Below are 12373 nucleotides of genomic sequence, written 5' to 3' on the forward strand. Positions count from 1 at the left end.
CATCTTTCCTTAAAAATATGTTAGAATTTTTAGTGGGAGTACAATGCTTGCATTAATTGTATTTAATATGATAAAAAAGATAACAAAAGTAGTTGTAGAGAATTGTAGAAAAATAGTACAAGCCATTATTTTTTTTATTTGTGTTACCGGTTCTATTTTGTTTTATGCCTTTTTTAATGAAAAAACAGTTAATTTGAAGAAAATCATCTTAAAAAGTAAAAAAAAGAGTGATTTTTGAAAAAAAATGAAAGCTTGTCATTGCGGCATTTGTAACGTTATCGTATGATTAAATACATAATTAGACAAGATTAGCTAAATGAAGACAATATAAAGTGATTAGTTTTTGGCTACTTGCTGCAAAATAAACAGACAGTATGGACGAATAAAAGGAGTGTTTAAAAAATTATGAATATAACGATATATGATGTTGCGAGAGAAGCGAGTGTATCAATGGCTACGGTTTCAAGAGTAGTAAATGGAAATCCCAATGTAAAACCTGCAACGAGAAAAAAGGTGTTAGAAGTAATAGAAAGATTAGGTTATCGACCAAATGCGGTTGCTAGAGGTTTAGCAAGTAAAAAAACGACTACTGTCGGTGTGGTTATTCCTGATATTTCCAGCACTTTTTATGCCGAGTTGGCTAGAGGTATTGAAGATATTGCGACAATGTATAAATACAATATTATATTGAGTAACTCTGATCAAAATACAGAGAAAGAGCTTCATTTATTAAATACAATGTTAGGAAAGCAAGTAGATGGCATTGTATTTATGGGAGCGAATATTACAGAAGAGCATGTGCAGGAATTTGAAAAATCGCCAGTTCCAATTGTATTGGCAGCAAGTATAGAAGAAAGCGGTAAAATTTCTTCAGTAAATATCGATTATGCTCAAGCAACATACGATGCAGTAAATTCCTTTATTGAAAAGGGACATAAAGTTATTGCACTTGTGCTTGGAGATTTAGAAGAGCCAATCAATGGACATGAGAAGCTTGCTGGATATAAAAGAGCATTAGAAGATGCAGGTATTGCCTTTGATGAGAATTTAGTAGTTGAAGGGGATTGTACGTATGAATCTGGTTTAGAATCTTTTGATAAATTAATGGAACAAACAGACAAGCCAACTGCTATTTATGTTGGTTCAGATGAAATGGCAATTGGTGTTATTCATGGTGCTGAAGATAAGGGGTATAATGTGCCAGAAGATTTTGAAATTATCAGCTCTGATAATACAAAGCTTACGTTAATGGTAAGACCACAGCTTACAACTATTGTTCAACCTTTATATGATATTGGTGCTGTAGCAATGAGGCTATTAACAAAATATATGAATAAAGAAACAGTGGAAGATCATATTGTTGTACTTCCACACCGAATAGAAAAAAGAGCATCAACGAAATAAGAAAAGCGAAAGCGCCTTGAAAGGCCCGAAGAAAAATGTTCTCTTGTCTCCAAAAGTGTCCTTTACTTTTAGAGACAAGAGGTTATCTTTCACTGGGGCTAGGCGGTGTAGCTAGACAAAGAAAAGCGAAAGCGCCTTGAAAGACCCGAAGAAAAATGTTCTCTTGTCTCCAAAAGTGTTCTTTACTTTTAGAGGCATGAGGTTATCTTTCACAGGGGCTAGGCGGTGTAGCTAGACAAAGAAAAGCGAAAGCGCCTTGAAAGACCCGAAGAAAAATGTTCTCTTGTCTCCAAAAGTGTTCTTTACTTTTAGAGGCATGAGGTTATCTTTCACTGGGGCTAGACGGCAACTGTAAGACGTTCAATACTAGCTTACAGTAAAAAAGGGAATGGCCATTTGTTATAGTGGCTATTCCTTTTTTAGTGGTATAGAAAAAGGCGGGTTCTATGTATGAACCCGCCAGAATGCCATAAACAATGGTTCTGCTTATTTTTACTTCTTTCTATATATATAATCCAATAATTCATTAAACCCCTTAAAAAGGCTTTAAAAGCCGCTGTATACCCACCAGTTTTTAGCAGGGAACAGGAAGAAAAAGTAATTAAGGATTGCTTTCCTCATTGTTACTATTTGGATTCTGATTTTGATTGTCCTGATTTTGGTTTTCAGGTTGTTGATTATCCTGATTTTGATTTTCCTCAGGTTTCTTTTCTTCTTGCTCTTTTTGATTATTTTCAGGTGATGTAGATTCTTTATTTTCGCTGTTTTCTTCTTCTTTTTTCTCATCTGGTTTAGCTGCAGATTCTTCTTTTTTCTTTTCTTCTTTCTTTTCTTCTTTTTCTTTACCGATAGTAACTACATTAGAAGAGGAAGATTCTCTTCCGGCAATATCCACTGCCTTTACGGTATAGGAACCATTGCCATCTTTAAATTCCAGTGATTCACCAGCTTTAATACTAGCAATTTTTTTGCCGTCTTTGTAAACTCTGTAGCCTACAATATCATTTTCGCTATGCTGCGACCAGGAAACTCCGTCACCATTTTGAACGATTTTTAAGGCGCTAGGTGTTTTTCCATTATCGGTTATTTTATCTGTAGGAATAGCTACTTTATTCCATTTCGGATTATTCTGCACAAGATTGCTAGGATCAGAAACGGTAATGCCGAATAGTTTTTCGATATAGTCAGGATTCAGCATTAACCCAGATTCGGCAAATTCGCTTGGAGTAGAATCTAATGCCATGTACTTTTTGTCTCTGATTTGAACTATTTTTCCATCAACTAAACTGTCGTCCGTTTTGTTTGGAACACTTCCAGATTTAAATAAATCTGTTGTAACAAGTCCTGCTTTGGAGCAACCGGCAGAAGGCAGTAAACCAGATACAGAACAGATAGATCTTCTGACGATTCCGCCAGGCATTTGGAAGCGAGTAGATGGATCAACTAAATTAGAATCAACATCATAGGCCGCGTTCATTAAATCCGCCCATAGATAAATATTTCTCATTCCGTAGGATAAACCTTTATAGGTTAAATCTAGTGCTTTAGGAGTGTCATAGCCTATCCATACGCCAAATGAAACATTTGGATTTGTTGCGACAAACCAGGAATCATTATAATCTTGACCGGTTCCTGTTTTTCCCGCCCAATCAGATTGGAATTTTAAACGATTTCTTAATGACGTTGCAGTACCTTGGCTAATAACATCTCTCATCATATCAATAGCTAAATAGGCAGTTTGTGGACTAAATACTTTTACTGGATCTACTTTATGTTTATATATAGTCTTCCCGTTTTTATCCACTATTTTGTCAATCATATACGCATCTATAAAATCACCGCTGTTAGCAAATGTTCCAAATGCATTTGTGTTTTCTTCCACTGTTACACCCTGTTCTAATGCGCCTAATGCAGTTGATCTGTTGGTGTAGTCTTCTTTTGCAAGCGAACTAAAGCCCATTTTCTCCAAGTATGCTGCTGGTCTTTGCGGAAGTATATCCGTATAGGCTTTAACAGCAGGAACATTATATGATTTAGTTAATGCGTATCTTGCTGTAACTAAACCATGATATTGTTTATCATAATTTAATGGCCATGGTCTGCTGCTTCCAGGATTTAAACTTAAAGGAACATCAGGTAAGACAGATCCAGGTGATAATGTCCCTAATTCAATGGCAGGTGCATAAACAAGTAAAGGTTTCATTGTCGAGCCGTTTGGACGTTTTGAACTTGTTGCATGATTCGTTTGTTCCCGATCGTGGTCGCGTCCTCCAACGAAACTAATAATTTTTCCTGTTTTATTTTCAATTAAGACAGCTCCTGTTTCAACAGGTTGTGATACGGTTACTATTTTTCCTGTTACAGGATCTTTTATTTTTTGGGCTTTGTTTGTGCCATAGTAAGGGAAGTCTTGAGCTACCTTTTGCATCTTATCAAAGATTTTTTTATTGATGGTACTATGAATTTCATAACCATTTTGATGAATTTGACGATCTGCAAGAGTGGTATATTGTTCTCGTAATATATCATCTTTTTCTAAATCTTTTTTCTCATATCCATCTTCTTTTGCAAGCATCTCTGCAATTATTTCTATCGATCTTTTTTGTATTTCATATGTTAACCAAGGATATTTTTGAATAGGACTTTCTTTAGCTGAAATAAAATCTTTTGTAATATCATATTTGATTGCTTTTTCGTAGTCTTTTTTTGATATTTTTTCTTGGTCATACATTCTTTTTAAAACGGTTTTCATTCTAGATAAACCTGGATCTAAGTTTTCTTTTATTTTTCCTTCCTGTGTAAATGGTGTGTATCCGAATGGACTTTGCGGCAACCCAGCAATAAATGCAGCTTGCGGCAAGCTGAGTTTTTTCGCATCAACACCAAATAACCCATTTGCTGCCGATTGGACTCCCGCAATATTGCGACCAGATGAATTTCTTCCAAAAGTGGAGACGTTTAAGTAGGCTTCTAGAATTTCTTCTTTATCAAAAAACTTCTCTAGCCTGAGTGCTAGTAAAATCTCTTTTGCTTTTCTTTCAAAGGAGACTTCATTTGTAAGTATTTGGTTTTTAATCAGCTGCTGTGTTAATGTGCTTCCTCCAGATTGACTGGAAGTATTCGCAACTTCTTGAAACAAAGCACGCATAATAGATTTAGGAACTACTCCATCATGTTCATAAAAATACTGATCTTCTGTGGAAACAACTGCATCAATTAAATATGGAGAAACATCCTTTATTTTTACTTCTTCTCGTTCTAAATCTGTTGGTAATTTTCCTAAATATACATTATTAGCAAAATATAATTCAGATGTTTCTTCATAATTATAAATATCTTTTTTCATTGTGTTATATGAGCGGATAGGTTCATCTTTTACTAAAGAGGCAAAATATCCTGCACCAATTCCTGCAGCAAATCCTCCTCCAATTAATAGAACAACAATAAATAGTAAAACGATATTCCAAGTTACTTCATATGTAACACGGGCTCCTTTAACCGTTTTTTTATTGGTAAAGAAGTTTAAGAATAATTCCTTGAAATTATTCCACTCCTGCTTTTTATTCATTCCTATCATTCCCCCTAAAATCACATACATTATAGCATAAAGGGAAGGCAGAATTCGATTTTTTTCGCGAAAGCATTTGACATTTATCTTGTTTCTATGATAAAAATAACTCAACTATATATGGATCGTTATTGTGTTGATAGGAATAAGTAGTTCTTTTATCACTATTTTTTAGAGAGTCATTGGTTGGTGAGAAATGACATAAATAAAAGAATGAATTACCTCCTTGAGCATTCACTGGGAACATGTTGGATTAGTAGCAGTGAACGGGATATGCCGTTATCTTTTTAAAGTGGAGAATTTTTTCTCAATTAGGGTGGTACCGCGCTTATTTTGCGTCCCTGCATATAAATGCAGGGATTTTTTGTTGTCTATAGACAGTGTTTTTTAGTTGAACACAACGATAAATATAGGAATGTACAAACAAAGCTATGTGAATAGATGGAGGATAAAAACATGAATTTATTAGAGGATTTACAGTGGAGAGGTATTATTTACCAACAAACAGATGAAGTAGGCTTAAAGGATGTTCTAAAGGAAAACATGACGTCTCTATACTGTGGAGTAGATCCCACTGCTGACAGTATGCATATTGGACATCTTTTACCGTTCTTAACGTTAAGACGTTTCCAAAATGCTGGTCATCGTCCTATTGTACTTGTAGGTGGTGCTACGGGCTTGATTGGTGATCCAAGCGGGAAAAGTGAAGAAAGAAAATTGCAGACTCTTGATGTTATTGATCACAATGTGAAATGCCTGCAAAGCCAATTAGAAAGAATTTTTGATTTTAACGGAGAAAATGGGGCCGTAATGGTGAACAACTATGACTGGGCAGGTTCCATGGATATTGTGACTTTTTTACGTGATTATGGAAAGCATATTGGAATCAACTATATGCTTGCGAAGGATACAATTGCTTCCCGTTTAGAAACTGGAATTTCCTTTACTGAGTTTACTTATACTATTTTACAGGCTTTGGACTTTTTGCATTTATACGAAAACCATGATTGCAAGCTGCAAATCGGTGGAAGCGATCAATGGGGAAATATTACAACTGGTTTAGAGTTGATAAGAAAAAATATGCCTGAAGGAGCAAAGGCGTTTGGTCTAACCATACCTTTAGTAACGAAAGCAGATGGTACAAAATTCGGCAAAACAGAAAGTGGAGCAATTTGGTTGGATCCAGAAAAAACGACACCATACGAATTTTACCAATTTTGGGTTAATACTGCAGATGCGGATGTTATAAAGTATTTAAAATTCTTTACCTTTTTATCAAAAGAAGTGATTGAAGAATTAGAAGCTGCAGTGAAAGAAGAACCGCATTTACGCAAAGCTCAAAAAAGATTAGCAGAGGAAATGACCAAATTAATTCATGGTGAAGCATCATTAGAACAAGCCCTTAAAATTACAGAGGCTTTATTCAGTGGCGATATCAAAAAATTAACTGCAAATGAAATAAAGCAAGGGTTTAAAGATGTTCCAACATATGAGCATAAAGAAGGGGAAGCTGTCTTAGTTGATTTACTTGTAACAGCAGGTATTGTTTCTTCTAAGCGTCAAGCAAGAGAAGATATTACAAATGGGGCTGTTTATATCAATGGAGAGCGCAAAAACGAGCTTGATTATATTCTATCAGAAGAAGATCGAATCGAAGGGCAGTATACAGTGATTCGGCGCGGCAAGAAGAAATATTTCTTAATTAAATTTTAAAGAAAAAAACCTTCATAGGATAAACTTAAGTAGTTTAGATAACATAGAGAAACAGTATAAATGGCAGGGGAAAATCGAGCATAAAATCGTAGAGGTTTTATGCTCGATTTTTTTAGTGATATGTAAGGGATTTCTAATTTATATCCGTATTAAAATGTGAAATAGCATCTATCAACGGGATGACAATAACCATTTTTTGATGTGATTTAGTTTGTTATTCGAAACTGTTAAAAAACGAAATATATGATAGGTGATTATGTTAAAATTTATTTAAAATATTTCTTGTTCCATTAGCGATGCAGTTTAGTGAAACAAAGAAATAACTTTAGATTAAAGGATGATTCTGTTTGAATAAAGTACAACAATTTTGGAACGAATTTTGTCTGGTAAATCATAAGGAAGGGCACGAATATAAAGATGCTTTTCAATTTGGAGCTTCCGCTGATTGGTTAGCCGTTTAGTTGTTGAGGGAAAGAAGACAGCGACAACTTCAGGTTTTGTGTTTTATGAATTAGAAAGAGAAGTAATACCTAAAGCTGGTGAGTATTATATTGTATTAAGTGCTCAAGAAGAGACGGTCGCAGTCATACAAATTCAATCCATTGAAGTTATTCCAATGAATGAGGTGACGGAGGAATTCGCTTTAGCAGAAGGTGAAGGAGATTATCGGTTTTGGTGGGATGCACACGAAAGGTTCTTTACCGAGTTATTAAAAGAATATAATATAGAATTTTCTCCAAATATGTTAGTTGTATGTGAACGATTTAAAAAAGTATATCCATATTAAATAACTAAGTTCAGCTCTGTATAACAAAAGTGGGTGTGAAATTGTTATGCCTTGTTCAAACCAATAGAAAGTGCAGTTTAAATGGTTGAATAAGAATCACGATTAAACTTTGTTCCTAAAAAATAAGTAGTGAAGAATACCTAAATATACATAGGCTAAATTAAAAAGAGCCTGGAATCCTTGATGTAACAAGGTTTCCAGGCTCTTTTTTACGATTCTATTAACGAGAGTAGAACTCAACGATAAGAGCTTCGTTAATTTCAGCAGGTAATTCAGAACGTTCAGGTACACGAGTAAATGAACCTTCTAATTTATCAGCATCAAATGTTAAGAAATCAGGTACGAAGTTATTAACTTCTACTGCTTCTTTAACAACATCAAGGTTAAGAGATTTTTCACGTAAAGTGATTGTTTGACCAGCTTTTAGACGGTAAGATGGAATATCAACACGAGATCCATCTACTAAAATATGACCATGGTTTACAAGCTGACGTGCTTGACGACGTGTACGAGCTAAACCTAAACGGTAAACAACGTTATCAAGACGAGTTTCTAAAAGTGCCATGAAATTTTCACCATGTTTACCAGGCATTTTGCCAGCGATATCAAATAAATTACGGAATTGGCGCTCGTTCACACCATACATATGACGTAATTTTTGTTTTTCTTGTAATTGTAAACCGTATTCAGATAATTTTTTGCGTTGGTTTGGACCATGTTGTCCAGGTGCGTAAGGGCGTTTTTCTAACTCCTTACCAGTACCAGTTAATGATATGCCTAAACGGCGAGACAGTTTCCAGCTTGGACCTGTATATCGAGCCATAATTGACTCCTCCTTCATGTTTTTATTTGGTAAAATAAAAACAGATGCAACAGCATTTATGATTATTTTGTCTTCATGTACCTTCGCCCTAGCAGCCAAGGGTTACACAATACACCATCAATAACATGTATTGAGGAACAAAATAAAACACAAAGCCTTTAACATATGCTGCAATATTTTACACAAAGAATATTATATGGTTTTTTATAGTGGGAAGTCAAGTATATTTTTTTCCAATTATTCGATTCTTTGTAAAAAAACAAAGGTTTTTATGAAAAAAGAATTATTTTTTTAACCCGATTATTATACCATATGCTATAATTAATAATAATAATTTTCTTAAAAGGTACAGTTAATTTTTGTTTTATACATAACATCTAGATGTAAGTACAGATAATGCGAATTATAGATTGTGGAGCCTCTATTATAGGAGGTTATTCCTAATTACTCCTTCCGTGCATATGACAGACAAATTCCCTTTCGATTAGATGATAGACAGATCAGATTGGTTAAGTTATATGAAATTAACTTTTTGTTCTTTGAAAAAAAACGTATAAGTAAATGGGGTTAAGTACATTAGAAGATCACGTAGTCGAAAGAAAAACAGAGCTGTCACCTTAATGAAATGGAACACTTCATTTATTTACCTTTTTCAAAAAGTACCAATGGCTCTACTTCGTTACGAAGCTACTTAGTTATATTATTCACTGTTATGCACAAGACAGATTTGTAATAATGAAAAAAATACATATTATTATAGTAGAAACTTGCTTTATAACGAAATAAGAAGGGGAATTTATAGGTTTTCATTATTATTTATATGATATAAATAACTTTTGATGCAAGTAGAAGGAAAGTTGGACGTTAAGATAGAAGAGAGTAAGTGCGTACTTTTTTACTCTTTATTCCATAAAAAGGGGAAACTTGTTTTCTATAAAAAGAATTCGATAAAAAAATGATTGAAATAGTAAGGTGAATTAGGTGATGAATAGATGGACATGCTTGGCCACCAAATAATATTAAAAATTAAAAGTCGCTTTTTCGATATTGTTGATACAGAAAGCCATAATCTAAATAATGAACAATTGCTTTCTGAAATGTTATCTATTATAAAAAATGTATTAGATGTAAATGAGGTTGCTTTATTTAGTTGTAAAGAGTGGAATGATCATTGGCTGGTGGAAGCATCAACGGTTGATTCTAATCATTATCCTATACTGCCGAATACAGCGAAAATAAAACAAATGCTGGAAAGTCAGAAGGTTCATCGGAAGCCAAATCCTATAGAGGAACTTAATAATTACGATTTAGTAATACCATTAAAATATCACGACTGTTTTCACCATTTTTTCGTGATAAAAACAAAAAAAGAACCTCTACTTCACTATGGATATAGTGATACGTTATTGGAAGTATTAAGTCGAGAAACTAGTTTTTTTCTCCATAAAGTGGAAAGTTTAATAAAAATTGTCACAGAGGAAAAAAGGTATAAACAATTATTTCGAGTTACAGAAAAATTCCATTCATCGATGAATATGGAAGGTGTTCTTGGAGAAATTATCTTAACTTTACAGGAAGTTTATCCGACTTTTACCTATCATCTGTTATTATCTCATGACAATAACAGTCATGGAGATCTGCCGATAAAGGATTTAGAATATGATAGTGAAAATATCGCAGCAATGCAAGCGTATGTCACAGGAGAAATTCAATTTGAAAACTCCAGAGAAGAACGAAGATCGATTTTGTATGCTCCATTAAAAGGGAAACAAGGGGTTTATGGTGTGTTGCAGGTTATCGCACCAAATACATTAAATTTTCCAAAAAATGAAGTGGAGTTTATTACTTTATTAGCAAATACAGCGGGTGGAGCATTGGAAAATGCCCAATTATATCAACAGTCTAAGAAATTAGTTTCTGATTTACAATTAATTAATGAGACATCACATCGCTTAAATTCTAATTTACGTTTAATTGAGATGATGACATATATGTCTGAACGAATTTCTTCTAGTTTTGATGCGAAAGAAGTCGGTTTTGTTCTTTTCTCTTTTGAGTCAAGTACAATAACAGTTTTAAATGGAAGTACTCAATTTTTTCATACAAAAGATGCAGAAAAATATATTCAATATTTTAAAGAAAAAATCAAAATGGAACAAGATGCATTGTTTTTAGGTGATTTTTTTATGGAAGAACAAGAAGATGCAAAATATAAATCGATAATGGTTGTACCCATGATCCAAACTGGCACGTTAAAAGGTTTTTCAATCGTTATGCATCCAGAGCCATATCACTTTTCATTTGACATCTTCAAATTATTACAATCGTTGATACACCACTCTACTCTTGCATTGACTAATTCCATGCTAAGAGAAGAATTAGAAAAATTAGTTGTTACGGATCATCTTACAAAATTATTCTCTAGGAATTTCCTTGACGAAAAAATCAATCATTCTTTACAAGAAGATAAGGAAGGAACATTCATTCTTATTGATATCGATGATTTTAAGGCAGTAAATGATACATATGGTCATCAAGTTGGGGATGAAATAATCGTTCAAGTTGCTAATATAATTATGGAGAATATACGGGGTACAGACATTGGTGCCAGATGGGGTGGAGAAGAGTTGGCTGTCTATTTGCCCAAGGTTCCTCTTTCGGCAGGAATTATTATTGCAGAAAGACTTGTTTCGAAAGTGAGAGAAACGTCTTCACCTTCTGTTACAATTTCATGCGGCGTATCCTATTGGAATAAGGAACAAGAAGATAATTATAATGCTATTTTTAAGCGGGCAGATAAAGCACTTTATGTAGCAAAGGAAACTGGAAAAGATAGAATTGTTATTCAGGATACGTATCTTGTAAGTGAATAACAATAGACATGCTGTTATCCATATTTTTTATAAGTAAGAAAAAGAAGCTGGGACATAATTATTCCAGCCGAAGATAAACCCGAACAATGATACGAAGATGTAAAAATATTTCGTTCCATTGTTTGGGTTTTTTATTCATGTAAAAAAGAAGGTTTGTGGTAATCACCTGTAGCCTCAATACACTTCGCTTTCCGTGGGGCTGGCTCGCGCTGAGTCGCTTCGGAGTCTACGTATTTTCCAATCTATTTCGTTTTTATCTTGGTAAAAGAATTAGGTTTTAGAAAATATCCTTTAAAAACGAAGTGGAATGGAGCGGAAGACATTCGACTCCTGCGGGAAGTAGAGGAAAGGCTGAGACACCGCAAGTAGCACGAGGAGGCTCAACTTCCTCCCCGCGGAAAGCGAGTGTCTGTAGCGCAATGGAACAACTTAGTATTAAACTTAACCATATTAAAAAACATAAATAACCAGTATAAGGAAGTAACCATTTGCGTGCTAAATTAGAGAATGTTCGTCTTTACCTATTATCTACTTAGTTATGTCTCAGCCTCTTTTGAAAGATAAGAACATATAAAATTTTTGAAATGTGAAGTAACATAAAAATATTAAATAAGTATTTAGTAAAGGTTTCCTAGCCCTAGTAATAATTGACTTTATACTTTTCTTATTTATAGAAACTTGATTAAACTGTTTACAAATTGTTGTAAATACTTTTGATCTATCTCATCAAAACGTCCTTTTTCAGGTGAATCGATATCTAATAAACCAAGTAAAGTCCCATCTTCTTTTAGCAATGGCACAACTATTTCAGATTGGGATGCCGCATCGCAGGCGATATGCCCGGGAAATTGATGAACATCTTCTACACAGACAGTTTCTTTCTTTTCGGCAGCAGTACCACAAACACCTCTGCCAAAAGGAATACGAACACATGCAGGCAGTCCTTGGAATGGACCAAGGACTAGCTCTTCATTTTCTACTAAATAAAATCCTACCCAGTTAATACGGTCTAAAAATAGATTCAGTAATGCAGATGCATTTGAAAGGTTGGCAATGATATTCTTTTCCCCTTCAAGAAGGGCCATTAATTGCTTTATCACTAATTGATATTTTTCTTCACGATTCCCTTTATATGATTCGACGTTAAACATAAATTTACACCTAACTTTCTTTATTAATTAAACATATTTTAGCAAAAAAAACAG

Annotated in this window: 7 protein-coding genes, 1 pseudogene and 1 other annotated feature; of the genes and pseudogenes, 5 read left to right on the forward strand and 3 right to left on the reverse strand. The window is 34.0% G+C overall.

The genetic code is table 11. The features are described from left to right. Positions 1-43 precede the first annotated feature (43 nt). Entirely contained in the window at positions 44-238 is a 195-nt protein-coding gene (locus AC5LWL_RS07450; protein ID WP_493433718.1) for a hypothetical protein, read from the forward strand. Positions 239-405: 167 nt separating this feature from the next. Next, positions 406-1404, forward strand: a complete 999-nt coding sequence (ccpA, locus tag AC5LWL_RS07455) for a catabolite control protein A (RefSeq protein WP_493433719.1) — start codon at positions 406-408, stop codon at positions 1402-1404. Between the two features lie 601 nt (positions 1405-2005). Here the strand turns inward: ccpA and AC5LWL_RS07460 are convergent. After that, on the reverse strand, positions 2006-4972 hold the full coding sequence (locus tag AC5LWL_RS07460; protein ID WP_493433720.1) for a transglycosylase domain-containing protein: 2967 nt from the start codon (positions 4970-4972) through the stop codon (positions 2006-2008). Between the two features lie 127 nt (positions 4973-5099). After that, positions 5100-5318: a binding site (T-box leader), on the forward strand. Between the two features lie 110 nt (positions 5319-5428). On the opposite strand from AC5LWL_RS07460, the gene tyrS reads away from it, so the two are divergent. Together tyrS and AC5LWL_RS07470 are read left to right on the forward strand one after the other, a co-directional pair. Next, positions 5429-6685, forward strand: a complete 1257-nt coding sequence (gene tyrS, locus AC5LWL_RS07465; protein WP_493433721.1) for a tyrosine--tRNA ligase — start codon at positions 5429-5431, stop codon at positions 6683-6685. A 347-nt stretch (positions 6686-7032) separates the two neighbouring features. Then, positions 7033-7472: pseudogene (locus AC5LWL_RS07470) on the forward strand (ASCH domain-containing protein). A gap of 220 nt (positions 7473-7692) precedes the next feature. Here the strand turns inward: AC5LWL_RS07470 and rpsD are convergent. Beyond that, positions 7693-8295: a 30S ribosomal protein S4 gene (gene rpsD / locus AC5LWL_RS07475; RefSeq protein WP_493433722.1), complete on the reverse strand. Its 603-nt coding sequence runs from the start codon at positions 8293-8295 to the stop codon at positions 7693-7695. Positions 8296-9287: 992 nt separating this feature from the next. On the opposite strand from rpsD, the gene AC5LWL_RS07480 reads away from it, so the two are divergent. Then, positions 9288-11168, forward strand: coding sequence for a sensor domain-containing diguanylate cyclase (locus AC5LWL_RS07480; RefSeq protein ID WP_493433723.1), 1881 nt, complete (start codon positions 9288-9290; stop codon positions 11166-11168). Between the two features lie 668 nt (positions 11169-11836). Here the strand turns inward: AC5LWL_RS07480 and AC5LWL_RS07485 are convergent. Continuing rightward, the gene (locus tag AC5LWL_RS07485; protein WP_493433724.1) at positions 11837-12319 is read right to left on the reverse strand and encodes a GAF domain-containing protein; all 483 of its coding nucleotides are present in this window, start codon (positions 12317-12319) and stop codon (positions 11837-11839) included. Positions 12320-12373 lie beyond the last annotated feature (54 nt).

The organism is Niallia sp. WK069_GA_01, from assembly GCF_983173855.1.

What these genes read in the sequence shown, in the direction of transcription:
- AC5LWL_RS07460 (WP_493433720.1), bottom strand. Translation starts at nt 4,972, where the DNA reads ATGAATAAAAAGCAGGAGTGGAATAATTTCAAGGAATTATTCTTAAAC.
- tyrS (WP_493433721.1), top strand. Translation starts at nt 5,429, where the DNA reads ATGAATTTATTAGAGGATTTACAGTGGAGAGGTATTATTTACCAACAA.
- rpsD (WP_493433722.1), bottom strand. Translation starts at nt 8,295, where the DNA reads ATGGCTCGATATACAGGTCCAAGCTGGAAACTGTCTCGCCGTTTAGGC.
- AC5LWL_RS07485 (WP_493433724.1), bottom strand. Translation starts at nt 12,319, where the DNA reads ATGTTTAACGTCGAATCATATAAAGGGAATCGTGAAGAAAAATATCAA.
- ccpA (WP_493433719.1), top strand. Translation starts at nt 406, where the DNA reads ATGAATATAACGATATATGATGTTGCGAGAGAAGCGAGTGTATCAATG.
- AC5LWL_RS07450 (WP_493433718.1), top strand. Translation starts at nt 44, where the DNA reads ATGCTTGCATTAATTGTATTTAATATGATAAAAAAGATAACAAAAGTA.
- AC5LWL_RS07480 (WP_493433723.1), top strand. Translation starts at nt 9,288, where the DNA reads ATGGACATGCTTGGCCACCAAATAATATTAAAAATTAAAAGTCGCTTT.